General features: G+C 67.2%; 20 protein-coding genes. 10 read left to right on the top strand and 10 right to left on the bottom strand.

Annotated features, from left to right (window positions below; all coding sequences use genetic code 11):
- The first annotated feature begins 25 nt into the window (after nt 1-25).
- Entirely contained in the window at nt 26-493 is a 468-nt protein-coding gene (locus D5301_RS17740; protein WP_110714274.1) for an SET domain-containing protein-lysine N-methyltransferase, read from the top strand.
- Nucleotides 494-565: 72 nt separating this feature from the next.
- On the opposite strand, the gene D5301_RS17735 is transcribed toward D5301_RS17740, so the two are convergent.
- The 4 genes from D5301_RS17735 to D5301_RS17720 all read right to left on the bottom strand — a co-directional run bounded on the left by D5301_RS17735 (nt 566) and on the right by D5301_RS17720 (nt 2,798).
- Nucleotides 566-1,162, bottom strand: coding sequence for a DUF1439 domain-containing protein (locus D5301_RS17735; protein WP_049413438.1), 597 nt, complete (start codon nt 1,160-1,162; stop codon nt 566-568).
- A gap of 81 nt (nt 1,163-1,243) precedes the next feature.
- Nucleotides 1,244-1,780 (bottom strand): hypothetical protein, encoded by a 537-nt coding sequence (locus D5301_RS17730; protein ID WP_153856447.1) that lies wholly within the window; start codon nt 1,778-1,780, stop codon nt 1,244-1,246.
- Nucleotides 1,781-1,836: 56 nt separating this feature from the next.
- The gene (locus D5301_RS17725; protein ID WP_110714275.1) at nt 1,837-2,145 is read right to left on the bottom strand and encodes a DUF3861 family protein; all 309 of its coding nucleotides are present in this window, start codon (nt 2,143-2,145) and stop codon (nt 1,837-1,839) included.
- A gap of 254 nt (nt 2,146-2,399) precedes the next feature.
- The gene (locus D5301_RS17720; RefSeq protein ID WP_010483539.1) at nt 2,400-2,798 is read right to left on the bottom strand and encodes an HU family DNA-binding protein; all 399 of its coding nucleotides are present in this window, start codon (nt 2,796-2,798) and stop codon (nt 2,400-2,402) included.
- Nucleotides 2,799-3,169: 371 nt separating this feature from the next.
- Here D5301_RS17720 and D5301_RS17715 point away from each other — a divergent pair, with 371 nt between their 5' ends.
- Nucleotides 3,170-3,601 (top strand): OsmC family protein, encoded by a 432-nt coding sequence (locus D5301_RS17715; RefSeq protein ID WP_005408443.1) that lies wholly within the window; start codon nt 3,170-3,172, stop codon nt 3,599-3,601.
- 51 nt (nt 3,602-3,652) lie between these two features.
- Here D5301_RS17715 and D5301_RS17710 read toward each other — a convergent pair whose 3' ends face one another.
- Nucleotides 3,653-4,531 carry a PhzF family phenazine biosynthesis protein gene (locus D5301_RS17710; protein WP_110711477.1) on the bottom strand — a complete coding sequence of 293 codons (879 nt, stop codon included), beginning with the start codon at nt 4,529-4,531 and terminating at the stop codon, nt 3,653-3,655.
- A gap of 111 nt (nt 4,532-4,642) precedes the next feature.
- A complete protein-coding gene (locus D5301_RS17705) occupies nt 4,643-5,518 on the bottom strand; it encodes a PhzF family phenazine biosynthesis protein (RefSeq protein ID WP_110711479.1) in 876 nt (291 codons plus the stop codon).
- A 75-nt stretch (nt 5,519-5,593) separates the two neighbouring features.
- On the opposite strand from D5301_RS17705, the gene D5301_RS17700 reads away from it, so the two are divergent.
- The 3 genes from D5301_RS17700 (at nt 5,594) to murD (ending at nt 11,007) form a co-directional block, all read left to right on the top strand.
- Nucleotides 5,594-8,188 (top strand): bifunctional aspartate kinase/diaminopimelate decarboxylase, encoded by a 2,595-nt coding sequence (locus tag D5301_RS17700; RefSeq protein ID WP_110711481.1) that lies wholly within the window; start codon nt 5,594-5,596, stop codon nt 8,186-8,188.
- A gap of 76 nt (nt 8,189-8,264) precedes the next feature.
- Nucleotides 8,265-9,617 carry a UDP-N-acetyl-alpha-D-muramoyl-L-alanyl-L-glutamate epimerase gene (murL, locus tag D5301_RS17695; RefSeq protein WP_153856446.1) on the top strand — a complete coding sequence of 451 codons (1,353 nt, stop codon included), beginning with the start codon at nt 8,265-8,267 and terminating at the stop codon, nt 9,615-9,617.
- Nucleotides 9,598-11,007 (top strand): UDP-N-acetylmuramoyl-L-alanine--D-glutamate ligase, encoded by a 1,410-nt coding sequence (gene murD / locus D5301_RS17690; protein WP_153856445.1) that lies wholly within the window; start codon nt 9,598-9,600, stop codon nt 11,005-11,007. Before murL ends, murD begins: the two co-directional genes overlap by 20 nt.
- 121 nt (nt 11,008-11,128) lie before the next feature.
- On the opposite strand, the gene D5301_RS17685 is transcribed toward murD, so the two are convergent.
- Nucleotides 11,129-11,725, bottom strand: coding sequence for an SMI1/KNR4 family protein (locus tag D5301_RS17685; protein WP_153856444.1), 597 nt, complete (start codon nt 11,723-11,725; stop codon nt 11,129-11,131).
- Nucleotides 11,726-11,859: 134 nt separating this feature from the next.
- Here D5301_RS17685 and D5301_RS17680 point away from each other — a divergent pair, with 134 nt between their 5' ends.
- Nucleotides 11,860-12,651 (top strand): dienelactone hydrolase family protein, encoded by a 792-nt coding sequence (locus D5301_RS17680; protein WP_153856443.1) that lies wholly within the window; start codon nt 11,860-11,862, stop codon nt 12,649-12,651.
- A 96-nt stretch (nt 12,652-12,747) separates the two neighbouring features.
- Here D5301_RS17680 and D5301_RS17675 read toward each other — a convergent pair whose 3' ends face one another.
- Nucleotides 12,748-13,746 carry a polyprenyl synthetase family protein gene (locus D5301_RS17675; protein ID WP_110711491.1) on the bottom strand — a complete coding sequence of 333 codons (999 nt, stop codon included), beginning with the start codon at nt 13,744-13,746 and terminating at the stop codon, nt 12,748-12,750.
- Between the two features lie 214 nt (nt 13,747-13,960).
- Between D5301_RS17675 and D5301_RS17670 the strand changes: the two genes are divergently transcribed.
- Nucleotides 13,961-15,574: an alpha-glucosidase family protein gene (locus tag D5301_RS17670; protein WP_153856442.1), complete on the top strand. Its 1,614-nt coding sequence runs from the start codon at nt 13,961-13,963 to the stop codon at nt 15,572-15,574.
- 195 nt (nt 15,575-15,769) lie between these two features.
- Here D5301_RS17670 and D5301_RS17665 read toward each other — a convergent pair whose 3' ends face one another.
- The gene (locus D5301_RS17665; RefSeq protein WP_153856441.1) at nt 15,770-18,547 is read right to left on the bottom strand and encodes a TonB-dependent receptor; all 2,778 of its coding nucleotides are present in this window, start codon (nt 18,545-18,547) and stop codon (nt 15,770-15,772) included.
- A gap of 251 nt (nt 18,548-18,798) precedes the next feature.
- Nucleotides 18,799-20,850 carry a glycoside hydrolase family 97 protein gene (locus D5301_RS17660; RefSeq protein WP_153856583.1) on the bottom strand — a complete coding sequence of 684 codons (2,052 nt, stop codon included), beginning with the start codon at nt 20,848-20,850 and terminating at the stop codon, nt 18,799-18,801.
- A 237-nt stretch (nt 20,851-21,087) separates the two neighbouring features.
- Between D5301_RS17660 and D5301_RS17655 the strand changes: the two genes are divergently transcribed.
- From D5301_RS17655 to D5301_RS17645, 3 genes are read left to right on the top strand one after another with little or no spacing between them, the layout of a single operon-like run.
- Complete coding sequence (locus D5301_RS17655) at nt 21,088-23,280, top strand: Six-hairpin glycosidase-like protein (RefSeq protein WP_153856440.1); 2,193 nt, start codon at nt 21,088-21,090, stop codon at nt 23,278-23,280.
- On the top strand, nt 23,277-24,764 hold the full coding sequence (locus D5301_RS17650) for an MFS transporter (RefSeq protein WP_153856439.1): 1,488 nt from the start codon (nt 23,277-23,279) through the stop codon (nt 24,762-24,764). Before D5301_RS17655 ends, D5301_RS17650 begins: the two co-directional genes overlap by 4 nt.
- Nucleotides 24,764-26,473 carry an alpha-amylase family glycosyl hydrolase gene (locus D5301_RS17645; RefSeq protein WP_153856438.1) on the top strand — a complete coding sequence of 570 codons (1,710 nt, stop codon included), beginning with the start codon at nt 24,764-24,766 and terminating at the stop codon, nt 26,471-26,473. Before D5301_RS17650 ends, D5301_RS17645 begins: the two co-directional genes overlap by 1 nt.
- The last annotated feature ends 28 nt before the right edge of the window (nt 26,474-26,501 follow it).

Below are 26,501 nucleotides of genomic sequence, written 5' to 3'. Positions count from 1 at the left end.
CATTCGCTGCAAACAGCCCGTGCCGATGCCGAAGAAGATCCAAGCCCGCAAGTCCGCCATCCATGGCAACGGCGTGTTCGCCGTGGCCCCGATCAAGCAGGGCGAGCGCGTGATCCAGTACAAGGGCCTGCTGCGCAGCCACGGCGACGTCGATGCCGATGACAGCGGCGACGTCGAAAGTGGCCATACCTTCCTGTTCACCCTCAACGACGACTGGGTGATCGATGCCAACTACAAGGGCAATGACGCGCGCTGGATCAACCACAGCTGCGACCCGAACTGTGAGGCGGTGATCGAGGAAGACGAGGACGGCGACAGCCGGGGCGACAAGGTGTTCATCGAGGCAGTGCGTGATATCAAGGCCGGCGAAGAGCTGACCTACAACTACGGCATCACCCTGGCCGAGCGTCACACCGCCAAGCTGAAGAAGATCTGGGAGTGCCGCTGCGGCTCGCCCAAGTGCACCGGCACCATGCTGCAGCCCAAGCGCTGACCCGCAGCGGGTAGTGCCGGCCGCTGGCCGGCACACATGTGAAAAGCGTGCCGGCCAGCGGCCGGCACTGCCTTATTTACCCAGTACGCCTGCCGGCACCAGATTGCCCAGGTTCTGGTTGAAGGTGACCACCAGCTTGCCGTTCTTCACCTGTGCCGACTGTACCTGCAGGGCGCCGAGCAGGCCGGCCACGGCCGGGTCCAGCTTGTAGATCGGTTCGCGCTGGGCGTAGTCGCTCAGCCAGGCATTGAGCAGGCCGCGGGTGCGCGAATCGAGGCGACCGCCCTGGTTGGCCGGGGTGAAGTCATCCACGCTGGGCTGCTGCAGGTGGAAGCCCTGGGTCTGCGCGTCATAGCGCAGGCCGCTGCTGAGCTTCACCGTTCCCAGCTTGGACGGGTTGCCACCGGCGGTGGCCAGAGCAACATCCATGCCCAGGTTCAGCCGCTCGCCGGCCGGAAGGCTCAGCTGTGGATGGCTCATGGTCAGCGCGATCAGGCCGCCGAGGGCGTCCTGGGTGCGTGGGAAGCTGCCATCGAGGTACTGCTGCACGTCACTGGCACCGACCGACAGTTCGCGGCCGGAGATGGAAGGGGCGGCCTGCGCGCCGATCGCAGCGGCGATCAGCACGGTGGAGGCGGCAAGGCGGGTCATCAGGGAACGCAGGCGCATGGCGGTGACCGGTGGATATGAATGGACGAATCAAAGAGTAGCCGTGCCGGCTGAATCGCGCGTGCATGCCGCTGCAACGGTTCAGTCCAGCGACGGGCGCAGTTGCGCCGACTGGATCTGCCAGGCGCGACCGTCGCGGCTGGGTTGCACGCGGTACCAGCCGCCAAAGCGGAAGGTGCCTTGTGTGGTGACTGCGCGGATCCGCACCGGTACCTCCAGCAGCCGGGGGGGCTGCTGGTCGTCGCGTGCGATCGGGGGCTCGCTGTCCAGGCGCAGCGTGCGCAGGTCCTGCAGCTGGCGCAGGACGGTATCGTCTGCGTGCCGCGGATCGGCGGGCGGGAATGCCCAGGCGGCGTCGCTGGTGCCGCGGTCGCGGTTGAGCAGCGCGATCACGTAGCGGTTGAGCATCACCGAAGGGGGGGCGGCGTCGGTGTCCACTGCAGCAAACAGCGGATCGACCGTCGGTGATTGCAGGGCGGATGTGGCGGTTTCCGCGTTGGCCTGTACCTCCGCGCTGGCGGCTGCGGGGGGCGGGGCCGGTGTTGGATCCGATTGCGCTGCTGGCCGGGAACAGCCCAGCAACACCAGTGGCGAAATCAGCAACAGGAACCTGCGCATGCCTGCCTCCTCCCCGAGGCGACGTGAAGGAGCGCAGTGTATCGGCTGCGCCGGTATCAGCGGGAGGAGGGCAGCTGTTCCAGCGCGTCCAGGGCCGGCAGTACCTGTGCTGCGATGGCGGCCAGCGCGTGGCCGTCGGATTCGGCATGGCGCTGCACGATGTCGCGCAGCAGCTGGGTGGCGATCACCAGGGTGGCGCGCTCGTCGCCGCTGAGACCTGCCGTGCGCGGCGCTCCTTCCAGCAGGCGCATCAGGTCACGGCTGGCACGGTGTTCCAGTTCGATGGTGCAGCGCCCGGTGCACTGCAACCCGTCCTTTTCGATCGGGGTCACCGAGATCCGGTAGCGGGTGGAGGGGCTGGCCATGAGGGGGTGCTCGCCGTAGCTGTGGAGGATGTGCCCACCATAGGCAAGGCCGCGGCCGACAGCGACGGCCGGCGCTGCACGCAGTGTTCCACCCGGTACGTTCCGGTACTGCGGCAGGTCGGGCGCAGCCAATGCTGGCGGGCCTGTACGGGCATTCCCGGGATTGCGGCAACGCTGTGTTGCGGACCGTGGTTGGGACAAAAAAAACGGGACGGCCAGAGCCGTCCCGTTGGAATCCGCGTTGGGGCGCGCGCTTACAGCGCGGCGTCCTTCAGCTTCTTCAGCGGACGCACCTTCAGCTTGGTGGTGGCCGGCTTGGCGGCGAACCACTGCTCTTCCTTGGTGAACGGGTTGATGCCCTTGCGCTTCGGCTTGGCCGGCACATTGACGGTGGTGATCTTCAGCAGGCCCGGCAGGGTGAACGAGCCAGCGCCCTTCTTGTGCACCGAGGAGGCGACGGCGCTTTCCAGCGAGGCCAGCACAGCGCGGACGTCCTTGGCGATGACGCCGGAGGCTTCAGCGATGTGTGCAACCAGGCCGGACTTGGTCAGCACTTCCTTGATCGGCTTCGGAGCGGCCGGCTTGGCGGCTGCCTTCGTCGCGACTTTCTTCACTGCCTTCTTCGGGGCAGCCTTCTTAGCGGTCTTTGCCATGGTTTCCTGTTCCGTGAACGGTTGGTTGTTTGGTCGGCGCCGAACCCCGTCGGCAAGCGCAATGTAGGGCAACTCTCGGGCGCCGCCAATAGCCTGAAGCGCGGAAAGTGCATGTTTTTTCATATCCAGGCCGATTCAGTACATGGCCGGCCGTGGGGGATGGGGGCGCGGCAGCATGCGCGATGGCTGGTGCCCGTCCATCGGTGGAATGCGCGAAACCACTGAAAACAAGGGGGAAATGCGCAGATGGCTGGTGAAGAAGTGTCCATCTGCCCGGTTCCCGGCGGACGTTCGGCATGCGGCGGAGCGACGCAGGGCTAACGCGTGCCGTGCGAGGGTGACCGTTCATCACCGCCACGCAGGAGCAGCATATGGGAATCTCGCGACACGCCACCGCGCACTGGGAAGGCGATCTGAAGTCGGGCAAGGGACAGTTGAGCACGCCGCAGAGTGGGCTGCTGGACAAGACCCGCTACGGCTTCAACAGCCGCTTCGGTGACGAGAAGGGCACCAATCCGGAAGAACTGATCGCTGCCGCGCACGCCGGCTGTTTCACCATGGCGCTGTCGGCCAAGCTCGGCGAGGCCGGCTTTACCCCGACCTCGCTGGATACCGAAGCCAAGGTCGATCTGTCATTGGAGGGCGGCCCGCAGCTGTCGCAGATCCGGCTGAAGGTGAAGGCGGTGGTGCCGGGCATCGACGCGACGCAGTTCCGTGCGATTGCCGATGACGCCAAGCAGAACTGCCCGGTATCCAAGGCGCTGAGCGCAGTGCCGATCAGCCTGGAAGCCGAGCTGGGCTGAGCGGCCGTTACCTGTAGAGCCGAGCCCACGCTCGGCTCTACCGCTTGCGGATCACCAATCGATGGTGCCGCTGATCACCGTCTGCACCTGGCCGCCCGACCAGACCTCGCCGTCCTCGTCGACCAGCAGCGTCAGGCGTGCATCGTGGCCGACTTCGCGGCCCTGGCTGACTTCGAACGGTGCACGACCACGGGGCAGGGCATCGCGCAGGTCCAGCCATGCGGCCAGCACGGCGTTGGCGGCACCGGAGGCGGCGTCCTCGAAGCGGCGTCCATTGCCGACGAAGGCACGTACCGCCAGATCGAAGCCCTCACCACCATCGCTGAAGGCATAGGCGAACACGCCCATGCTGTCGGTGGACTCGGCCAGTGCGGCTACGGCATCCCAGTCCGGACGCAGGGCACGCAACGCGGCTTCATCGGCCACCTGCACCACCCACCAGCTGCGCCCGCCCTGCATCCGCGCCGGCGGCAGGGAGCCCAGCGGCCAGTCCTTCAGCGCCGCCTGCAGACGAGGATCGGTCGCCTCGGCAGTCTCGGCCAGCTGCGCGCGCGGCGTGCGGATGGCGATGCGCTGCTGCGCACCCTCACCGCTGACGCGCAGCGGCAGGGCACCGGCAATGCCGTCCTGCACCAGCACACCATCGACCGCTGCGGCCAGGCCGGCCTGCAGCACCGCATGCGCGGTGCCGACGCTGGGGTGGCCGGCAAACGGAACTTCCTTCTGCGGGCTGAACATGCGCAGCCGGTAACTGGCACCGGCGACCTGCGGCGGGAACACGAAGGTGGTCTCGGGCAGGCGCGTCCAGCGTGCGATGGCCTGCATGCTGGCATCGTCCAGGCCCTCGGCATCGAGCACCACGGCCAGCGGATTGCCGGCGCCGGCGCGCGGGGAGAACACATCCAGCTGCAGGAAACGGCGTGCGGGCATCGGGGAAACTCCAGAATCAGGTAGCGCGCAGCTTAGCGCGCCGTTGTAGAGCCGAGCCCATGCTCGGCTGTGTTGGGGTGTGAGAAGAAGCAGCCGAGCGTGGGCTCGGCTCTACATCCAGCTGATCTGGCCGTCGATGACCGGCTGCACCTGGCCGCCGATCCAGACCGTGCCCTGTGCATCGACCTCGACCTGTACGCGGCCATCGCGGCCCACTTCGCGGCCCTGGCTGGCCACGTAGCGGCCCTCGCGGCCGGGCAGGGCGTTGCGCTGCCGCAGCCAGGCGCCGATCAGCGCATTGGCGCTGCCGGTCACCGGGTCCTCGGGTACGGCGGCCGCATCAGCGGGGCAGAATGCGCGCACCACCCGGGTATGGTCGGTGCCGGCTTCGTCGGCGAACACGGCCAGGCCGGTGGCATCGGTGGCAAGGCTCCAGTCGGCCAGCGCTGCCATGTCCGGCGCCAGGTTGCGTACGGCGGAGGCGTCGCGCAGCGGCAGCAGCCACCAGCGTGCGCCGTTGTCCCAGAGTTCGGGTACGTGCCCGCTGGCAGCCAGCGCCAGCAGCGCTTCCGGCGCTCTGTCCGCCGCTGTGTCCAGTTGCTGCGCCGGTGGGCTGGCCAGCTGGATCTGCAGTGCCTCGGCCGGGCCGCTCACCCGTACCGGCAGCAACCCCGCCGCGCACTGCTGCAGCAGGGCACCGTCGCGCGGTTGCGCCAGGCCGCAGCTCACCGCCGCCCAGGCCGCGCCGACGCTGGGGTGGCCGGCGAAGGCCAGCTCACGGGTCGGGGTGAAGATGCGGATGTGGTAATCGGCGCCGGGCGCACTAGGGCGCAGGAAGAACACCGTCTCGGACAGGTTCAGCCAGGCGGCCAGGGCCTGCATCTGCTCGCCGGAGAGCCCATCGGCGTCCAGGATGGCGCCCAGTGGGTTGCCGGTGCCGGGGCGGGGGGCGAAGACATCGAGCTGCAGGTAACGGAGGACGGCCATCTACGGGGATATTGCGCTTAGAATCAAAGGTTCCGCCCCTGGGGGCGGCTTCCCCACATTCTACATAGCCAATCCATGTCAGCTTCCCCCCTTGTCGATCGTTGGATCGTACTGAAGTTCGGCGGCACCTCGGTGTCGCGTCGTCATCGCTGGGACACGATCGGGAAGCTGGCGAAAAAACGTGCGGAAGAGACCGGCTCGCGCGTGCTGGTGGTGGTGTCGGCGCTGTCCGGGGTCACCAACGAACTGACCGCGATCGCCGATGGCGCGCCGGACAGCCGTGATCGCGTGGCGGCGCTGGTCGAACGCCACGAGGCCTTCCTGGTTGAACTCGGCCTGGGCCGCGAGGTGCTGGCCGAGCGCCTGGCGGCGCTGCAGGGGCTGCTCGACGACGCGCGCGCGGCCACCCGGCCGCTGCAGTGGCAGGCCGAAGTGCTGGGCCAGGGCGAACTGCTGTCCTCCACCCTGGGCGCGGCCTATCTGCGCGCTTCGGGCCTGGACATGGGCTGGATGGATGCCCGCCAGTGGCTGGACGCGATGCCGCCGCAGCCGAACCAGAGCGACTGGTCGCAGCGGCTGTCGGTGAACTGCCAGTGGCGTGCCGATGCGGAGTGGATGCAGCGCTTCCGCGCGCAGCCGACCCGCCTGCTGATCACCCAGGGCTTCATTTCGCGGCATGCCGATGGTGGTACCGCCATCCTCGGCCGCGGTGGCTCGGATACCTCGGCGGCGTACTTCGGTGCGCTGCTCGGTGCCAGCCGCGTGGAGATCTGGACCGATGTGCCGGGCATGTTCAGTGCCAACCCGAAGGACGTGCCGGACGCGCGCCTGCTGACCCGCCTGGACTATTACGAGGCGCAGGAAATCGCCACCACCGGCGCCAAGGTGTTGCACCCGCGCTCGATCAAGCCGTGCCGCGATGCCGGCGTGCCGATGGCCATCCTCGATACCGAGCGCCCGGAACTGCCGGGTACCAGCATCGATGGCAGCGCTGCACCGGTGCCGGGCGTGAAGGCGATCAGCCGCCGCAACGGCATCGTGCTGGTGTCGATGGAAGGCATCGGCATGTGGCAGCAGGTCGGCTTCCTGGCCGATGTATTCAACTTGTTCAAGAAGCATGGCCTGTCGGTGGACCTGATCGGTTCGGCCGAGACCAACGTCACCGTGTCGCTGGACCCGTCCGAGAACCTGGTCAACACCGATGTGCTGGCTGCGCTGTCGGCTGACCTGTCGCAGATCTGCAAGGTGAAGGTGATCGTGCCGTGCGCGGCGATCACCCTGGTTGGCCGCGGCATGCGTTCGCTGCTGCACAAGCTGTCAGACGTGTGGGCGACCTTCGGCCGCGAGCGCGTGCACATGATCTCGCAGTCGTCCAACGACCTGAACCTGACCTTCGTCATCGACGAAGCCGATGCCGATGGCCTGTTGCCGATCCTGCACGCCGAGCTGATCGACAGCGGTGCGATGCCGGTGGAAGAGACCGAAGTGTTCGGCCCGCGCTGGCGCGAGATCGCCGGCACCGTGCGCCCGCGTGGCACGCCGTGGTGGCGGGGCCAGCGTGCGCACCTGCTGCAGCTGGCCGATGCTGGCACGCCACGCTACGTCTACCACCTGCCGACGGTGCGCGCCCGCGCCCGCGCGCTGGCCGCGATCAAGCCGATCGACCAGCGCTACTACGCGATCAAGGCCAACAGCCACCCGGCCATCCTGCAGCTGCTGGAAGCCGAAGGCTTCGGCCTGGAGTGCGTATCGCACGGCGAACTGAAGCACGTGTTCCAGCACCTGCCGGAACTGTCGCCCAAGCGCGTGCTGTTCACCCCCAGCTTCTGCCCGCGCAGCGAGTACGAAGCCGCGTTCGCGCTGGGCGTGACCGTTACCGTCGACAACGTCGAAGCACTGCAGCGCTGGCCGGACCTGTTCCGCAACCGCGAGCTGTGGCTGCGCGTGGATCTGGGCCGTGGCGAAGGCCACCATGCCAAGGTCCGTACCGGCGGCAAGGATTCCAAGTTTGGCCTCCCGATCGCCCGCGTCGATGAGTTCGTGCGCGCGGCCACCGATCTGGGCAGCCGCGTGGTCGGCCTGCATGCGCACCTGGGCAGCGGCGTGGAAACCGCGCAGCACTGGCGCCTGATGTGCGATGAGCTGGCAGGTTTCGCCCGCCGCATCGGCAGCGTGCACACCATCGACATCGGCGGTGGCCTGCCGATTCCGTACAGCGACGAAGACGAGCCGTTCGACCTGGACGCCTGGGCCGAGGGCCTGGCCGAGGTCAAGGCGCTGCATCCTGCATTCCGCCTGGCGATCGAGCCGGGCCGCTACCTGGTTGCCGAATCCGGCGTGCTGCTGACCCATGTCACCCAGGTGGTGGAGAAGGACGGCGTGCGCCGCGTCGGTCTGGATGCTGGCATGAACGCACTGATGCGTCCGGCCCTGTACGACGCCTGGCACGACATCGAGAACCTCAGCCGCCAGGGCGGCTATGCCGAAGCGGCGTTCGATGTGGTCGGCCCGATCTGCGAATCCAGCGATGTGTTCGGCAAGCGCCGCAAGCTGCCGGTGTCGACCGCGCCGGACGACGTGATGCTGATCGCCGACGCCGGCGCGTACGGCTATTCGATGGCCAACACCTACAACCAGCGGATGCTGCCGCGCGAAGACGTGATCGAATGACCACCGCGCGCGCCCTGCACCCGCCCACCGACACGCCCCGCGCAGCTGCGCGGGCCCGTGCCTGACCGGATACACCATGACTGCTTTCGATAAACACCAGGTTTCCCGCTTCCGCTTCGTCCGCTGCGAATTCGCTGCGGAGACCGGCGTGGCCAGGCTGGTCTACGCCTTCGATGACGGCCCGGAGATGGTGGAAACCATCACCGTGCCGGGCGCCCCGTTCGTGCTGGACGAAGCGCGTAGCGCCGCCGTGCAGCGCGCGCTGCAGCTGCTGCACCTGATCGCCGGTGTCAGCTATTACAAGGCGGGTGTGCCGGAGACGGTCAGCATCGACAGCTACACCATCGATGCCGATACCGCTGCGCTGGTGGAGACGGTCTACCTCAATGGCCTGGGTGAATTCGCGTACCGCAATGGCCTGAACCTGCGCGGACGCTTCCGCCTGCCGGTGCAGGGTGACGCCGTGCAGGCGCCGGCGCTGGGCCTGCAGCCGCACGCGCTGGTGGCGATCGGTGGCGGCAAGGATTCGCTGGTCAGCATCGAAGCGCTGCGCCGTGCCGGCGTGGACGAGACGGTGACCTGGATCGGTGGCTCGCAGCTGATCCGCGCCTGTGCCGAGCGTACCGGCCTGCCCACGTTGAACCTGGGCCGCGCGCTGGCGCCGGAACTGTTCGAGCTCAACCGCCAGGGCGCCTGGAACGGCCATATCCCGGTCACCGCGGTGAACTCGGCGATCATGGTGCTGGCCGCGCTGCTGCAGGGCGTGGACCAGGTGGTGTTCTCCAACGAGCGTTCGGCCAGCTACGGCAGCCAGATTCCGGGCACCGGCGAAGTGAACCACCAGTGGTCCAAGGGCTGGGCGTTCGAGCAGGCGTTTGGCCGCCATGTGCAGGCGCACGTGGCGGCGGACCTGCAGTACTACTCGCTGCTGCGTCCGATGTCCGAGCTGGCGGTGGCCCGCCAGTTCGCCAAGACCGATTTCTACGACGCGCACTTCTCCAGCTGCAACCGCAACTTCCACATCCTCGGCGAGCGCCCGGTGAACCGCTGGTGCGGCGTCTGCCCGAAGTGCCATTTCGTGTTCCTGGCGCTGGCCCCATTCATGCCGAAGACGCGCCTGGTGCGCATCTTCGGCCGCAACCTGCTGGACGATGCCGAGCAGGCCGGCGGTTTCGACGCGCTGCTGGAATTCCAGGACCACAAGCCGTTCGAGTGCGTGGGCGAAGGCCGCGAATCGCGCGCGGCGATGGCGACCCTGGCGCAGCGCCCGGAGTGGAAGGAAGACGTGCTGGTGAAGCGCTTCTGCAATGAGATCCAGCCGCAGCTGGATGCCGCCGAACTGGAACTGGCACCGCTGCTGCAGCTGCAGGGCGAGCACCGCGTTCCGGCTGCGCTGTGGGAACGGGTGCATGAAGATTTCGACGCTTGAAGGAAAGCGCGTTGCGCTGTGGGGCTGGGGCCGTGAGGGCCGCGCCGCGTTTGCGGTACTGCGTGCGCGCCTGCCCGCGCTGCCGCTGAGCCTGTTCTGCCCGGCGGCCGAAGTGGAGGCCGCGCGTGCGGAAACACAGGGCGTGCTGGACGTGCGTGGCGAGCCTTCTGCTGAAGCGCTGGCCGCGTTCGACGTGGTGATCAAGTCGCCCGGCATCAGTCCCTACCAGCCGATCGCGATGGCGGCGGCAGCGCAGGGCACCACCTTCATCGGTGGCACTGCGCTGTGGTTCGCCGAACATGCGGGTGCCGATGGCATCGTGCACGACACCGTATGCGTGACCGGTACCAAGGGCAAGAGCACCACCACCGCGCTGGTCGCGCACCTGCTGCGTGCGGCTGGCCACCGCACCGGCCTGGTCGGCAACATCGGCCTGCCGCTGCTGGAAGTGCTGGATCCGCAGCCCGCCCCCGAATACTGGGCGGTGGAACTGTCCAGCTACCAGACCGGCGAGGTGGCGCGCAGTGGCGCCCATCCGCAGGTGGCGGTGGTGCTGAACCTGTTCCCGGAGCACCTGGACTGGCACGGCAGCGAGCAGCGTTACATCGAGGATAAGCTGCGGCTGGTGACTGAAGCCGCGCCGCGCATTGCCGTGCTCAATGCCGCCGATCCGCACCTGGCCGTGCTGTCACTGCCCGATAGCGAGGTGGTCTGGTTCAACCAGCCGCAGGGCTGGCACATGCGTGGCGATGTCGTGCACCGTGGTGAACAGCCGGTGTTCGATACCCGCAACACGCCGCTGCCGGGCCGCCACAACCGCGGCAATCTGTGCGCGGTGCTGGCCGCGCTGGAAGCGCTGGGACTGGATGCGGTGGCGTTGGCGCCGGCGGTGCAGGATTTCCGCCCGTTGCCCAACCGCCTGCAGCGCATCGGCGTGGCCGATGGCCTGACCTACGTGAACGATTCGATCAGCACCACGCCGCATGCCAGCCTGGCCGCCCTGGAGTGCTTCGCTGGCCAGCGCATCGCGCTGCTGGTGGGCGGGCATGACCGTGGCCTGGACTGGACCGATTTCATGCAGCACATGGCGCACGACGTGCCGCCGGTGGAGATCGTGACCATGGGCAGCAACGGCCCGCGCATCCACGCCATGCTGCAGCCGCTGGCCGATGCTGGTCGCTTCGGCCTGCATGCCGCCGGCGATCTGCCGGAGGCAATCGCTTTGGCGCGTTCTGCGCTGGGTTCTGAGGGCGGGGTGGTATTGCTGTCGCCTGGCGCACCCAGTTTCGGCGCCTACCGTGACTACGTGGCGCGTGGCCGCCACTTCGCCGAGCTGGCCGGTTTCGATCCGGACAGCATCAGTGCGATTCCGGGGTTGGGCATCGCCTGATCCGCGGGATCGGGGTCGGATCCCTTTCCGCAGGAACGGGCTCTGACCCCAGCGGGATCCTGTACACCCATCCACGCATGGCGTGGATCTACTGTGGAGCCGTGCCCATGCTCGGCTGGGTTCAATCCTCGTCCTGGTCGATGAACGCGTAATCGCGATCAATCATCTGCTGCAGGTACGCATCGAAGCTGGGTGCGATCACCGCATAGCTGTCGGGATCGTGCAGGTAGCGCACCACCTGGCCGAGCGTGCCGCCCGGTGCCGGGTCGAAATCCAGGTACAGCATCGACGTGCCGCCGTTGTTCATGCAGTGCGAGAAGCACAGGCGGCGGTTCATCGGCAGATCGGCGTCGATGCCTTCACCCAGGATCTCCGGCTCGTCATCCAGCCACTCTTCGTAGATCGAACGGATGCTGTCGTCCCACTGCTGCTGGTCTTCGAAGATCTGTGCGACCGAGCGCAGGTAGTAGGGATAGCCGCCGTCCTCCACGTCCGAGCCGAGCACCAGCACGCAGACCTCGCCGCCTGGATACTCGCGGAAATGGGTGCCATCCACGCGCGACAACAGTTCCATCAGGCTGTCAGGGACCTGTGGCCACTGCGCACGCAGGCGCTGCAGGTCTTCGCCGCTGGCGCCCTGCACGTGGGCCCACTGCGGGGCATCCTCGGCAGGCAGGCGGGGGATCAGGCCAGACAGAAAGCGATCAACAAGGTTCATGCAGAAAAAGGGGGACGGAGGGGATTAAGTCGTATCCAACCACACCTGCGTCACGTCGCCAATGCAGAATGCGACGCGGGAGGGGCGAATACGGCTTAATCCCCTCCGTCCCCTTTTTCTTGCGGAGCAGGCGCATGAATCGTTGGCGATGCGGTGTGGCGGTGATGCTGGGGCTGGCGGCGATGCCGGCGTGGGCGGCGATGAAGACGCAGCCGGTGGAGTGGAAACACCAGGGCACGACTTTCAGTGGCGTGCTGGTCTATGACGATGGCGAGCACGAGAAGCGTCCGGGGCTGGTGATGGTGCCGAACTGGAAGGGTGTGAACGAGTCGGCCATCGAGAAGGCCAAGCAGCTGGCGGGCGATGATTACGTGGTGCTGGTGGCCGATGTCTACGGCAAGGGCGTGCGGCCGAAGACCGATGCCGAGGCCGGGCCGGTGGCGACCAAGCTGCGCAACGACCGGCCGTTGCTGCGGGCACGTGCGCTCGAGGCGGTGAACGTGCTCAAGGCGCAGGCCGGCAGCGTGCCGCTCGATGCCAGCCGGATCGGTGCGGTGGGCTTCTGCTTTGGCGGCACCACGGTGCTGGAGCTGGCCCGTGCCGGCGCGCCGCTGGCCGGTGTGGTCAGCCTGCACGGCGGGCTGGGCTCGCCGCTGCCGGCGCAGGCCGGTGGCACGCACCCGTCGGTGCTGGTGCTCAATGGCGCCGACGACACCAGCGTGACCGCCGAGGACATCGCCGGTTTCCAGAAGGAAATGAACGCGGCCAAGGTCGACTGGGAATTCACCAACTACAGCGGCGCGGTGCACTGCTTCGCCGAGCGCGATGCCAACAGTCCGCCAGGCTGCCAGTACAACGAACGGGCAGCCAAGCGCGCCTGGAAAGCGCTGGATGAGTTCTTTGAGGAGCGTTTCGAGAAACGTTGATCCGTGCAGCGGTAGTGCCGGCCGCTGGCCGGCAACCTCATGATGCTGCGGATGTCATCGGGAATGCCGGCCAGCGGCCGGCACTACCGAAGGCGGTCAATGCGAACGCTGCACCGCGTAGCGGGCCAGGCCGCGCAGGGCGGCGACGGCGTCATTGTCGGCCAGACCATCGAGCGCACGTTCGGCGGCTTCGGCGTATTCCTCGGCGCGACGGCGGCTGTACTCGAGGCCGCCGGTGGCACGGATCGCGGCCAGCACTTCCGGCATCGCCGAGGCGTCGCCGTCCTGCACGATGGTGCGCAGGCGCTCGCGGGTGGCGGCGTCCGAATGGGCCATGGCGTGGATCAGCGGCAGCGTGGCCTTGCCCTCGGCGAGGTCGTCACCCAGGTTCTTGCCCAGCTCCTCGGCATTGGCCGAGTAGTCCAGCACGTCGTCGGCGATCTGGAACGCGTAGCCCAGGTGCATGCCGTAGTCGAACAGGGCCTGCTGGGTGGCTTCGTCCACACCGCTGGCCAGCGCGCCGAGGCGGGTGCCGGCGGCGAACAGCACCGCGGTCTTGCGCTCGATCACGCGCAGGTACGCGGCTTCGTCGGTGTCCGGGTTGTGCACGTGCAGCAGCTGCAGCACTTCACCCTCGGCGATGCGGTTGGTGGCGTCGGCCAGGATCTGCATCACCGACATGCGTTCCAGCTCGACCATCAGCTGGAAGCTGCGCGAGTACAGGAAGTCGCCGACCAGCACGCTGGGCGCGTTGCCCCACAGCGCATTGGCGGTGCTGCGGCCACGGCGCAGGCTGGATTCGTCCACCACGTCGTCGTGCAGCAGGGTGGAGGTGTGGATGAATTCGATGATCGCCGCCAGCTGGTGGTGATCCGGGCCGGCGTGGCCGACCGCGTGGCCGGCCAGCATCACCAGCATCGGGCGCAGGCGTTTGCCGCCGGCGGAAATGATGTGGTCGGCGATCTGGTTGATCAGCACGACGTCCGAGGACAGCCGGCGCCGGATCAGGGCGTCGACGGCGGCCATGTCGGCTGCGGCAAGCGACTGGATCTGGGGCAGGCCCAGGGCGGGACGGGTGTCTTCGGTGATGGTCATGCGATCAGGCTTTCAGGCTCATCGCTGATTATAGGCGTTGCCTGTGAATTCGGGCGCAAACCGGGCTGGCCGACGTCCCCGGCCCGGCCACGGCTGCCGCCCGCGTGAATACGTATGCAGGTTGCGCCATGCCCGGGAGGGCGCCGCTAAGCTTGCCGGAACAGGATTTAGGCCCGCTTCCGGCGGGCCCTGCATGCCCGGAGGGGGGCTGTCGATGTCGCACTATCCATGGTGGCGCGGAGCCGTCATCTACCAGATCTACCCGCGCAGCTACCTCGACGCCAACGGCGATGGCGTGGGCGACCTGCCAGGCATCATCCAGCGCTTGGACCACATTGCCGCGCTGGGCGTGGATGCGATCTGGATTTCGCCGTTCTTCAAGTCGCCGATGGCCGACTTCGGCTACGACATCGCCGACTACCGCGACGTCGACCCGCTGTTTGGCAGCCTGGACGACTTCGACCGCCTGCTGGCCAAGGCCCACGGCCTGGGCCTGAAGGTGATGATCGACCAGGTACTGAGCCACACCTCGATCGAGCACGCCTGGTTCCGCGAGAGCCGCCAGGATCGTAGCAACCCGAAGGCGGACTGGTACGTCTGGGCCGACCCGCGCGAGGACGGCACGCCGCCCAACAACTGGCTGTCGCTGTTCGGCGGCTGCGCCTGGCAGTGGGAGCCGCGCCGCGAGCAGTACTACCTGCACAACTTCCTGGTCGACCAGCCGGACCTGAACTTCCATCACCCGGACGTGCAGCAGGCGACCCTGGACAACGTGCGCTTCTGGCTGGACCGCGGCGTGGATGGCTTCCGCCTGGATGCGATCAACTTCTGCTTCCATGACGCGCAGCTGCGCGACAACCCGGCCAAGCCGGCGGAGAAGCGCTTCGGTCGCGGCTTCAGCCCGGACAACCCGTACGCCTACCAGTACCACTATTACAACAACACCCAGCCGGAGAACCTGCCGTTCCTGGAGCGGCTGCGCGCGCTGCTGGACGAGTACCCGGGGGCGGTCAGCCTGGGCGAGATCTCCTCGGAGGACTCGCTGGCGACCACGGCTGAGTACACCCGCGATGGCCGCCTGCACATGGGCTACAGCTTCGAACTGCTGGTGGACGACTACAGCGCGGCCTATATCCGCGACACGGTCTCGCGGCTGGAAGCGGCAATGACCGAAGGCTGGCCGTGCTGGGCGGTTTCGAATCACGACGTGGAACGGGCGGTCAGCCGCTGGGGGGGGCGCCCGGCCGATCCGCGGCTGGCGCGGATGCTGGTGGCGATGCTGTGCTCGCTGCGCGGCTCCGTCTGCCTGTACCAGGGCGAGGAACTGGGCCTGGCCGAGGCCGAGGTGCCGTTCGAGGCCCTGCAGGACCCCTATGGCATCACCTTCTGGCCCAACTTCAAGGGCCGCGATGGCTGCCGGACCCCACTGCCGTGGACCGACGCGCCGCTGGCCGGTTTCACCGCCGGCCAGCCGTGGCTGCCGATCCCACCCGAGCACCGCGCCGCGGCCGTGGCGGTGCAGGAGCGCGACCCGGACTCGGTCCTGGCTGCGTTCCGCGGGTTCCTGGCCTGGCGGCATAGCCAGCCGGCACTCCTGCATGGCAGCATCCGATTCATCGAAAGCGCCGAGCCAGTGCTGCTGTTCGAGCGTATGCTTGCAGATGAAACCCTCCTGCTGGCCTTCAACCTGTCGGCCGAAGCAGTGAGCCATCCGCTGCCGCCGGGCAACTGGCAGCAGGTGGCGGTGCCGGGCCCGGATGCGGGCACGGTGCAGGGCAATGAACTCCAGCTGCCGCCGCGCGCGGTGTATTGCGCCCGACGCAGCTGACCGTTTTCTCCGGTGGCGGTACTTGCGGGGACGGGGCCGAAGCGCCCCGTCCCTTTTTTGTGGGTGGGATTGTGGATGGGCCTTGCCGACCGACGGCCGGCATTCGCGCAAAAGAAAACCCGCTGCCTGCGCAGCGGGTTTCCGGTCCTGCTCCCCTTGTGTTGCCGGCCAGCGGCCGGCACTACCCGGTCGTGGTCAGAACTTGTAGTTCACGCCCAGCATGTAGGTGCGGCCCCACTCGATGTATTCCAGCGGGCGGTCCTTGCTGCCGGCGTAGGTGCGGTACGGCTCGTTGGTCAGGTTGCTGCCCTGCAGCAGCAGGGTCAGCCCGCGCAGGCTGCTGCTGTCGCTGAAGGTGTAGCTGACCTGCGCATCGGTCACGTTCTCGCCCACCACGTAGCGCAGCGTGCGGTTGCCGTTGAAGTTGCCGATCTCACCGATGAAGTCCGAACGGCGGCGCTGGCTCACGCGTGCTTCAAAGCCACTGCGCTCGTAGTAGGCGGTGAAGTTGTACACGCGCTTGGACAGGCCCGGCAGGCTGATCGGGTCGGTGCCCACACTGGAGGCACTCTCCGGATCCAGGATGGTGATGTCGCTCTTGTTGAAGGTCGCGCTGGCCTGCACGCCGAAGCCGCGCAGGCTGTCGGTCAGCATCTCCAGCGGGAACGACCCGGTCAGCTCCAGCCCCTTCAACGTGCCGCCCTTGCCGTTCTGCGGCGTGGAGAAGGTGCCGGTGGTCAGCGCCGGTTCGGTCATGCCCGGTGGTGGCACGTAGTTGCCCAGCAGGCCGCTGAAGTCGTAGTTGTCCACCGACTGCGTGTAGACGTAGCTCTTCAGGTCCTTGTAGAAGATCGCCGCAGCCACGTAGGCCTTCTCGCCGAAGTATTTCTCATAGGACAGGTCCAGCGCGGTGGCGCGCCACGGATCCAGCAGCGGGTTGCCGCCACTGCCGCCGGGGCGGCCGTTGTTGGTATCCACGCCGAATTCCAGGCCGGCACGCATCTGGTCCACGCGCGGGCGTGCCACCTGCTTGGCGGCGGCGAAGCGCAGCGTCTGCTGGTGCGGGAACATGAACACCAGATTCAAGCTCGGCAGCCAGTCCTTGTAGGTCCTGCCGGCAGAGAAGGGCTGGATGTTGCTGCCTGCCGGCTGCGAGCTGTCCCAGTAGCGCGAATCCGAGCTCTGGTCGGTGTGCTGCATCTGCACGCCGATGTTGCCGCGCACGCCGACCACGCCGATGTCGGTGTTGATGTTCAGGCGTGCCCACGCGGTGGTGATCTTCTCCTCGACCGTCCACGACTTGGGAATCAGATAGTCCAGGTTGTCGACCGGGTTGAAGGTCATGTAACGACCGACGGCTGCCGGCACATTCCACGACGGGATGTAGCCGATGCCGGCGAAACCGAGGTTGACCGGGCGGTACTGCAGGTCAGGAGCGATGGTGGATTCGCCTTGGGCGCCGAGCAGGATGTTGCCTTCGGCCTGGGCCTTCTGCTTGCGGCGGTCGGCATAGTTCACGCCCACGTCCACATCCGAGAACCAGCTGGACATGGCTTCGGGAACCGGCAGCGTCGCCGCCAGCTTGGCGCCCTTCAAGCGGTCTTCGACCTCCGGCACCTTGCCGTAGCCGGAACCATAGATCGTGTTGGTCAGGAACAGGCTGTCCGGATTGGAATAGTCGCGCCCCGGCGTGATCTGCGAGAAGCTGTTGTTGTTCACCATCAGGCCGATCGTGTCGAACTGCGGGCGCGGCACCAGCTGCAGGTTGTTCTCCAGGTTGATCTCGCGACGGGTTGCCTTCGAATAGTTCAGGTCGGCGACCAGCTTCACGCTACCGACGTTGAACTCGTTGTTCCAGCCGAACGCATCGATCTTGTCCTTGCGCTTGTTGTACATGCCGCGCACCAGCGGGTACGCATTGTTGATCGTGCCACCGGTGAAGCTGCCATCGGCATTGCGGCCGACATTGCTGAACACCGGCAGGATCGCGTTGGGATTGTTGCTGTCCTCACCGTTGCCGCTGAGGCTCAGCTCGAACTGGTTGGCGGTGTCGATCTGCTCGGCTTCGGTGTGGAACGCATCGAAGGTGCTGGTCCAGCTGTTGCTGGGGCGGAACTGGATCGTTGCCATCACACCGTCGCGCTTGTTGTTGCCGGTACGGCGCAGCGCCTTGATGCCATCGGTGAAGTAGGTGCCAGGTGCGATTCCGCGACGCTCGCCCTTGTCGGTGTGTTCGGTGGTCCACGGCTCGTACAGGCCGACCTGGTTCTCCTGGATCGGCATGTCGCTGTGCGCGTAGCCAATGGCGATGCCCAGGGTGTTGTCGAAGAACTGGTCGATGTAACTGGCGCTGAAACGGTTGCCATACGGATCGATGTTGGCGGCGCGGCCCAGGGAGCTCTTCTGGTAGCGGCCGCTGACTGCGATCACGCGCTCGCCGAAGCTGAGCGGGCGCGCGGTCTGCATGTCGATGGTGCCTGACAGGCCCTGGCCGACCAGGGCGGCATCCGGGGTCTTGTAGACGGTTACGCCATTGACCAGCTCGGACGGGTACTGGTCGAACTCGACGCCGCGGTTGTCACCGGTGCTGACCACTTCACGGCCATTGAGCAGGGTGGTGGCGAAGTCCGGCGACAGGCCACGCACGCTGATCACCTGTGCACGGCCAGCCACGCGCTGGGCAGCCAGGCCGGGCAGGCGCGAGATGGATTCGGCGATGCTGACGTCGGGCAGCTTGCCGATGTCTTCGGCGGAAATCGCTTCGACCACCGAGGTGGCGTCCTGCTTGATCGCGATTGCGTTCTCGATGCCGCGGCGGATGCCGGTGACCTGCACCGTATCCAGGTTGGTGGCGGCGGTGGCGGCGGTGGCGGCCGGCGCGGTGGTGTTCTGCGTGGACTGTGCCGACGCCAGCGTCGGCGCCAGGACAACGGCCAGCGCGATGCTCAGCGCGCTGCGCTTGTGGTTCAACATTTTCCCCTCCCAGGCAATGTTGCAGATCGATTCGTGAACGTCCCGGCGTGACCGTGGACGTGCGACGCGGTGGCCGCTGTCGTCGCCGCTATGGTAGGCAGCGCGTTCTTCGCGGGAATCACCCTGCATACGTATTCAATGGCATTTGCAGGGGTGTAATCGCTTTCAGGTGCCTCGTGCGGTAGTGCCGGCCACTGGCCTGCAATCACGATCACCGGGTTGCCGGCCAGCGGCCGGCACTGCCGGGGCATTCAAAGCGGCGTGAAACGAATGGCCTGCCCGCCACCCGGCGCAAGCACCAGCGTCAGTGCGTCGGCGCTGGTCACCTCACGGGTTTCGCGCGCGAACGCGAATGGATTGCTGCGGAAATCAGCACCCGCGCCATCGCGGTAGATTTCGGCGCGGTAGCGCACGCCCGGTTCCAGGAAGCCCAGCGATACCGGCAGCACACGGCCGTGCTCGTCGGTGATGCTGCCGAGGAACCAGTCGCGGCTGTTGCGGTCGCGGCGCACGATCGTCACGTAGTCGCCCACTTCGCCATCGAGCACGCGGCTCTGCTCCCAGTCCACCGCGACGTCTTCGATGAAACGGAATGCCTCGCGATGCTGCAGGTAGTGCTCGGGCAGGTCGGCGGCCATCTGGATCGGGCTGTACAGCACCACGTACAGCGCCAGCTGGCGTGCCAACGTGCTGGGAATGGCCTGGCCGTGGCGGCCCTTCAGGCTGAGGATGCCGGGGGTGTAATCCATCGGCCCGGCCAGCATGCGGGTGAACACCAGGTTGACCTCATGTTCCGGCGGGTTCGGCGGCTGGCCCCAGGCGTTGTACTCCATGCCACGTGCGCCTTCGCGCGAGATCCAGTTGGGATAGGTGCGGCGCAGGCCGGTGTCCTTGATCGGCTCATGCGGGTTCACCGACAGGTGCCGCCGCGCCGCTTCCTGGACCACCTTCAGGTGGTGGCGCGCCATGAACTGCCCGTCATGCCACTCACGCCACAGCGGGCCGCCCGAGGGATTGCGGCGGTCGACCTGGCCGTCGTCACAGACGTAGCCGGTCTTGAACTGGTCCACGCCCAGCCGCGCATACAGGTCCAGTGCGGTACCCAGCTGGTCCTCGTAATGCTCGATGGCACAGCCGGTTTCGTGGTGGCCGATCAGATGCACGTCCTTCTTCAGGCCATACGCTGACAGCGCTTCAATGTCGAAATCGGGTGTGGCACGGGTGAAATCGAAGTCGTAGCCATTGCCCACCCACATGCCGTCCCAGCCCGGATTCCAGCCTTCCACCAGCACGCCACGGAAGCCGTGCGCGGCGGCGAAGTCGATCACCTTCCTCGTCTTGGCGGTGGTGGCCGCATGCTTCGGCCCGGTCGCCCAGCTCTCGTTGTCCAGGTGCATCGACCACCACACGCCCAGGTACTTGGCCGGTTTCACCCAGCTCACATCGCCCAGTGCATTGGGCTCGTTGAGGTTGAGGATGAGGTCTGATTCGACCAGGCCACCTGCACGGTCGGCAATCTGCAGCGTGCGCCACGGCGTGGCGAAGGGCAGGGCGCGGCGCACCTTCCAGCCTTCTGCCGAGGGCGACAGCTGCGCGCGCAGGCGCTGGCCCTCGGTTCGCCGCAGCCACATGCCGGCATAGTCCACCAGCGCGGCCTCGTGGATCGCCACGTGCAGCCCATCGCGGCTGCGCAGGGTCATTGGCGTATGCACCAACGGCACCTCATTCAACGGCGTGCGCTGGTACAGGTACTCGTAGTGGATCGGTTCCCCGGCAGGGATCCACCACGCGGTGGAATCCTGTGCGATGGCGAACTCGGTCAGCTCGTCATCGATGATGGCTTCGCGCAGGTTCGGCTGCTCGGGGAACACATAGCGGAAGCCAACGCCATCGTCGTAGACGCGGAACACCACCTCCAGCCGGCGCTTGCTGCCGGTGGTTTCGGCCAGCTGCACGGTCAGCTCATTGAAACGGTTGCGGGTAATCCGGCGCTCGCCCCAGGGCTGTTCCCAGCTGTCATCGACGCTGCGTTGCTGTTGGCCGAGCAGGGCGAAATCGCGGTCCAGGCGGCCATCGCGCAAGGCAAAGCCCAGCTTCGAATCTTCCACGACGGTCTCGCCGAAACGCTCGACGCGATAGCGCGCCGTGCCGCCGTCCAGCACCATGCTGGCCTTGAGCATCCTGCCAGGCGATTCGACAGTGACGACCTGCGGCGCGGCCTGCGCCAGCGTGGCCAATGCCAGCAGAGCCAGTCCGAGCATATGCGCGAACACCGCGCGTACAGCAGTAGGTGACATCGGCAGTTCCCCTCCCAAGGCGCCGTTGGCAGACCCGGACCATAAGCCAGCGCGGCAGGCCCGCTACCGCGCAACGCCATGAATACGTATGCAGCTGGACGCAGCCGACAGCCCCGCGTCTACCATGGGGCCAAGGCACCTTGAGGGAGGGGCCGCGCCCGCCCGCCGACAACGACGGTGCGGACCTACAACGCGTGCAGAGAGGGAGGGAGGCCGACGGGCGCAAGCCGGTCCGCCGCTTCGATGCTGAAGATCATTTGCCTGACCGCTGCCCTGGGGGCAGCGCTGGGATCGACCGCGCAGGCGGCCGACCTGCAATTCGACGGCCGCCATGCGCGTGCCGAAGCCGCTGCCAACGGCAGCTTCGTGCTGCATGCGCCGAAGGGAGAGGTACGTATCGCGCCCATGCTGATGCGCAGCCAGACCGGCAGCGTGATGTTCGATGCCCTGTTCGCGCTGGCCCAGCAGGAGATGGACCAGGACCGCGTGGATGCGATCCGTGATCCCGCCTTCGACGAAGGCCGGCCGGTGCCGTGCGAGTGCTTCCAGACCGGCGCGCGCTGGCCCTACGTGTGGACGCGTGATGTCAGCTTCGCCGCCGACCTGGCGCTGGCGCGGCTGGATCCGCAGCGCACCCGGCAGTCGCTGCAGTTCAAGCTGTCGGCAGCGCGCGATGGCCATACACCCGGCCTGTTCGTCGCGCAGGACACCGGTTCCGGCGGCAGCTGGCCGATCAGCAGCGACCGCGTGGTGTGGTTCCTGGCGGCACGCCACCTGCTGGACGATCGCGCGTTTGCCGACCAGGTCTGGCAGGCGCTGCAGGGCACGCTGGCGCAGGACCGCGCGATGGTGTTCGACGCGCAGGTGGGCCTGTACCGTGGCGAGACCTCGTTCCTGGACTGGCGCGAGCAGACCTATCCGGACTGGACCCGCGAGGACGTGCGCTTCATCGGTGATTCCTACGCACTGTCCACCAACGTGCTGCACTACCAGGCACTGCGCCTGGCCGAACGCCTGGCCGGCCAGCACGGCGACGCCCGCGCAGCCGACTACAAGGCCTGGGCCGATGCGCTGGCGCAGCAGATCGATGCACGCTTCTGGCGCGAGGATATCGGCCAGTACATGAGCTACATCGGCGAAGCCGCGCACCCTGTGCCGTACGCCAAGGTCGATCTGCTCGGGCTGTCGCTGGGCATCCTCGCCGAGGTGCTGCCGCCGGAGCGCGCGCGCCGTGCACTGGCTGCCTACCCGATGGGGCCAGCCGGCAGCCCGGTGGTCTGGCCGCAGGAATCGCAGCAGCCGATCTACCACAACCGCGCGATCTGGCCGTTTGTCAGCGCGTACTCGCTGCGTGCGGCGCGGCAGCTGGACGATGCGCCGCGCATCGCCGCTGAGATCCGTTCGCTGATGCAGGGCGCGGCGCTGGCCGGTTCCAACATGGAAAACTACGAACTGGTCAGCCAGGCGGTGCATGTTGACGAGGGCGCGTTGAGCGGCCCGGTGGTCAACTCCGAACGCCAGCTGTGGTCGGTGGCCGGCTATCTGTCGATGGTGGTCGAGGGCGTGTTCGGCGTGCAGGACGATGGCCGCGTGCAGCCCAAGTTGCCGGCCGTGCTGGTGCCAGAACTGTTCGGCACGCGCCCTCGCATCACGCTGGAAGCCAACGGCAAGCGCTATGTGCTGGAGCGCCCGCAGAACGTGGGCGATGGCCTGCTGGTGGCCGGCAGCACCACCACGCGTGGCACGACCACCACGGTGGAGCTGGTTGCCGCCCCGGCAGCAACCGGTTTTTCTGCCACGACTGCGGATGCCAACGCGCGTGCGCCAGCTACACCGACTGCGCCGCAGGCCACCCGCAAAGGCACTGGCTGGAGCGTCCCGGTTGCGGCTGACCAGACGCTATGGAAGGACGGCAGGCATGTCGCCGCCAGCAATGGCCAGGTGCACATCAGCGACGATGGCCTGCAGCACTGCCTCAGCCTGACCCGGCGCGTGGGTGCATTGGAATCACTGCACAGCCCGACGCTCTGCGTCGGTCCGCAGCAGGTGCTGAAGGGCGATGATCGCTGGCAGTTCACCTCGGCCAGGGCCGGGCAGGTGCGCCTGCGCCTGCAGTACCGCAACCCGAACGGGCCGATCAACACTGGCGTCACCGCTGCGGTCAAGCAGCTGGTGCTGCAGTGCCCGGGCCAGCCGTTGCAGCAGCATACGGTCACCCTGCCGCACAGCGTGGCGGTGCAGGACTCGACCTCGGCGACATTCACGGTGCCAGAGGGGCAATGCACGGTCGCGCTTGAAGAGGGCTTCAACATGAGCGCGCTGCAGCACTTCGCGCACTACACCGGCGGCAAGGGTGGACGCGATGGTGTGCTCAACCAGGCCCAGGTGCAGGCGCTGAAGGTGGCGCCGGTGGCGATGGAAGAGGGCGCACGATGAGTCGTCCCGCCAAACCGCAGTTGTCGTTCTGGCAGATCTGGAACATGTGTTTCGGCTTCCTCGGCATCCAGTTCGGGTTCGCCCTGCAGAACGCCAACGCCAGCCGCATCTTCGAGACACTGGGCGCGGACATGGACGCGGTACCCGGGCTGTGGATCGCGGCGCCACTGACTGGCCTGCTGGTGCAGCCGGTGATCGGTTACCTGTCCGATCGCACCTGGACGCGCTGGGGCCGTCGCCGCCCGTTCTTCATGATCGGTGCGGTACTGACTACGCTGGCGCTGCTGGTGATGCCGAATTCGCCGACGCTGTGGATCGCCGCCGGTACCTTGTGGGTGCTGGACGCCTCGATCAACGTGTCGATGGAACCGTTCCGCGCCTTCGTCGGTGATCAGCTGGCACCACGCCAGCGGCCGGCCGGCTACGCGATGCAGAGCTTCTTCATCGGCGTGGGCGCCATCGTCGCCAGCTTCCTGCCCTTCATCCTCGCCCGCTTCGGGGTCGCCAATACGGCCGCCGCAGGCGAAGTGCCCGATACCGTGCGCTATGCGTTCTACTTCGGCGCGGTGGTGCTGCTGGCGGCGATCACCTGGACAGTGGTCAGCACCCGCGAGTACTCGCCGGCAGAGCTGGCCGGATTCGATGACGCCGAGCCGCCGGCGCACCACGCAGGGGCTGCGATCAGTGGCCCGGCACCGTGGGCACAGGTGGCCGTATGGCTGGGGCTGGGCGTGCTGCTGGCGCTGCTGATCGCCTGGCGGCAGGGCGACAGGATGCTGTACGTGCTGGCCGGCCTGTGTGCCGGCTATGGCCTGCTGCTGGCGGCCGCGCGTGCGCTGCCGGCCACGCATATGCTGGCCGCCATCGTCGGTGACCTGCGCGCGATGCCGGTGACCATGCGTCGTTTGGCGTGGGGGCAGTTCTTCTCGTGGTTCGCGCTGTTTGCGATGTGGATCTACACCACCGCCGCGGTGGCGGGTACCCACTTCGGCTCGACCGATCCGCAGTCAGCGGCCTACAACGAGGGCGCCAACTGGGTGGGCGTGCTGTTCGGTGCCTACAACGGCTTCGCCGCGCTGGCCGCAGTACTGATCCCGCCGATGGTGCGTGCGATCGGCCTGCGCTGGAGCCACCTGGTCAACCTGTGGCTGGGCGGCGCCGGCCTGGTCTCGCTGATGTTCATCCGCGACCCGCACTGGCTGCTGCTGTCGATGGTCGGTGTCGGCTTCGCCTGGGCGTCCATTCTTTCGCTGCCCTATGCGCTGTTGTCCGACAGCGTGCCGGCCTCGAAGATGGGCGTGTACATGGGCATCTTCAATTTCTTCATCGTGATCCCGCAGCTGGTTGCGGCCAGCGCGCTCGGCTTTGCCCTGCGCGCCTGGCTGGGTGGCCAGCCGATGCATGTGCTGGTGCTGGGCGGCTGCAGCCTGTTCGTTGCCGGCCTGTGCGTGCTGCGGGTTCCGTCCCCTCCGGAGGTGGTGTGATGCGTGGTGCGCTGTCTGTTGCTGTTTCCCTGGTACTGCTGGCCGGCCATGCGGCGGCCGCGCCACGCCCGGACTATGTGGGCACCACCGAACCGTTCGCCAGCGATGCGGTGTACTTCGTGGTCACCGACCGCTTCGTCAACGGCGACCCGTCCAACGATCATCGCGACCAGGGCGGCACGCATCGCACCTTCGATATCCCGGTGCCGTGCACGGACAAGGTGGACGGCAACATCGGCTATCTCGGCGGTGACTTCCGCGGCGTGCTCGACAATGCGCAGTACATCCGCAACCTCGGCTTCGGCGCGGTATGGATCACGCCGATCGTTGACAACCCGGACGAGGCGTTCACCGGCAGCAAGCCGATCAGCTGCACCAGTACGCTGACCGATCGCGGCAAGACCGGCTACCACGGCTACTGGGGCATCAACTTCTACAAGCTCGATGAGCACCTGCCCAGCAAGGACCTCGACTTCGCGGGGTTGACCAAGGGCCTGCATGGCGCGGGCCTGAAGGTGGTGCTGGACATCGTCGGCAACCACGGCTCGCCAGCCTGGACCATGCCGACGCGGCAGCCGCAGTTCGGCCAGATCTTCGACAAGGACGGAGCGCTGATCGCTGATCACCAGAACCTGCCGCCGCAGAAACTGGACCCGAAGCACAACCCGCTGCACGCGTTCTACAACAACGTCGGTCCGGTCGACAGCAAGGAGGGATCGATCTTCGACGGCAACCTCGCCGAACTGTCCGACTTCAACCAGGACAATCCGGCGGTGATGGACTACCTGGTCGGCGCTTACCTGCAGTGGACCGCGCAGGGCGTGGACGCGTTGCGCATCGACACCATCGGCTGGTTGCCGCACCCGTGGTGGCATGCCTTCGTCAAACGCATTCGCGCCGAGCACCCAGGCATGTTCATGTTCGGCGAAGCGTTCGATTACGATGCCGCGCGCATTGCCGAGCACACCTGGCCGGCCAACGCCAACGTCAGCGTGCTCGATTTCCCGTTGCGCGGCGCACTGGAACAGACCTTCGGCACCGCCGGCAAGGGGTTTGAAACCCTGGCCGAGCCGCTGCACCTGAGCGGTGGGCCGTACGCCAACCCGTACGAGCTGATGAGCTTCTACGACAACCACGACATGCCGCGGCTGCAGGCCAGCGACAACGGCTTCATCGATGCGCACAACTGGCTGTTCACCGCGCGCGGTATTCCGGTGGTCTATTACGGCTCGGAAACCGGCTTCATGCGTGGTCGCGCCGAGCATGCCGGCAATCGTGCCTACTTCGGTCAGCCGCGCGTGGACGCTGCCCCGCAGAGCCCGATCTTCGCGCCGCTGCAGCGCATCGCCAGGCTGCGCGCAGCCACCCCGGCCCTGCAGCGCGGCCTGCAGGTGAACGAACGCCTGCAGGGCGACGAGGCGGTGTTCTTCCGCGTGCTGCAGCAGGGCGACGTGGCGCAGACCGCGCTGGTGCTGCTGAACAAGGGCGACCAAGCCAGGACTCTCACCGTGGCGCGTTACGTCCAGGCCGGCCGCTGGCGTGATGCACTGGACGGCGGTTCGTTGCAGGTGGATGCCTCCCTGAAGGCCGACGTGCCCGCGCACGGCGTGAAGGTCTACGTGCTGGACGCCGCCGTGCAGCAGCCGGCATTGCAGGCCGAGCTGGACAAGGCGATGGCCGACCAGCGGGCGCGGGACCAGCGACTGTGACGGTAGTGCCGGCCGCTGGCCGGCAACC

The organism is Stenotrophomonas sp. MH181796, from assembly GCF_009659995.1.
In the GTDB taxonomy this organism is placed as follows: Bacteria; Pseudomonadota; Gammaproteobacteria; order Xanthomonadales; family Xanthomonadaceae; genus Stenotrophomonas; species Stenotrophomonas riyadhensis.
Note: the sequence above shows the minus strand (reverse complement) of the source record. Positions and strands in the feature narration are given on the sequence as shown.

What these genes read in the sequence shown, in the direction of transcription:
- D5301_RS17680 (WP_153856443.1), top strand. Translation starts at nt 11,860, where the DNA reads ATGAATCGTTGGCGATGCGGTGTGGCGGTGATGCTGGGGCTGGCGGCG.
- murD (WP_153856445.1), top strand. Translation starts at nt 9,598, where the DNA reads ATGAAGATTTCGACGCTTGAAGGAAAGCGCGTTGCGCTGTGGGGCTGG.
- D5301_RS17720 (WP_010483539.1), bottom strand. Translation starts at nt 2,798, where the DNA reads ATGGCAAAGACCGCTAAGAAGGCTGCCCCGAAGAAGGCAGTGAAGAAA.
- D5301_RS17705 (WP_110711479.1), bottom strand. Translation starts at nt 5,518, where the DNA reads ATGGCCGTCCTCCGTTACCTGCAGCTCGATGTCTTCGCCCCCCGCCCC.
- murL (WP_153856446.1), top strand. Translation starts at nt 8,265, where the DNA reads ATGACTGCTTTCGATAAACACCAGGTTTCCCGCTTCCGCTTCGTCCGC.
- D5301_RS17715 (WP_005408443.1), top strand. Translation starts at nt 3,170, where the DNA reads ATGGGAATCTCGCGACACGCCACCGCGCACTGGGAAGGCGATCTGAAG.
- D5301_RS17665 (WP_153856441.1), bottom strand. Translation starts at nt 18,547, where the DNA reads ATGTTGAACCACAAGCGCAGCGCGCTGAGCATCGCGCTGGCCGTTGTC.
- D5301_RS17685 (WP_153856444.1), bottom strand. Translation starts at nt 11,725, where the DNA reads ATGAACCTTGTTGATCGCTTTCTGTCTGGCCTGATCCCCCGCCTGCCT.
- D5301_RS17735 (WP_049413438.1), bottom strand. Translation starts at nt 1,162, where the DNA reads ATGCGCCTGCGTTCCCTGATGACCCGCCTTGCCGCCTCCACCGTGCTG.
- D5301_RS17655 (WP_153856440.1), top strand. Translation starts at nt 21,088, where the DNA reads ATGCTGAAGATCATTTGCCTGACCGCTGCCCTGGGGGCAGCGCTGGGA.
- D5301_RS17700 (WP_110711481.1), top strand. Translation starts at nt 5,594, where the DNA reads ATGTCAGCTTCCCCCCTTGTCGATCGTTGGATCGTACTGAAGTTCGGC.
- D5301_RS17645 (WP_153856438.1), top strand. Translation starts at nt 24,764, where the DNA reads ATGCGTGGTGCGCTGTCTGTTGCTGTTTCCCTGGTACTGCTGGCCGGC.
- D5301_RS17740 (WP_110714274.1), top strand. Translation starts at nt 26, where the DNA reads ATGCCGAAGAAGATCCAAGCCCGCAAGTCCGCCATCCATGGCAACGGC.
- D5301_RS17730 (WP_153856447.1), bottom strand. Translation starts at nt 1,780, where the DNA reads ATGCGCAGGTTCCTGTTGCTGATTTCGCCACTGGTGTTGCTGGGCTGT.
- D5301_RS17675 (WP_110711491.1), bottom strand. Translation starts at nt 13,746, where the DNA reads ATGACCATCACCGAAGACACCCGTCCCGCCCTGGGCCTGCCCCAGATC.
- D5301_RS17710 (WP_110711477.1), bottom strand. Translation starts at nt 4,531, where the DNA reads ATGCCCGCACGCCGTTTCCTGCAGCTGGATGTGTTCTCCCCGCGCGCC.
- D5301_RS17650 (WP_153856439.1), top strand. Translation starts at nt 23,277, where the DNA reads ATGAGTCGTCCCGCCAAACCGCAGTTGTCGTTCTGGCAGATCTGGAAC.
- D5301_RS17670 (WP_153856442.1), top strand. Translation starts at nt 13,961, where the DNA reads ATGTCGCACTATCCATGGTGGCGCGGAGCCGTCATCTACCAGATCTAC.
- D5301_RS17725 (WP_110714275.1), bottom strand. Translation starts at nt 2,145, where the DNA reads ATGGCCAGCCCCTCCACCCGCTACCGGATCTCGGTGACCCCGATCGAA.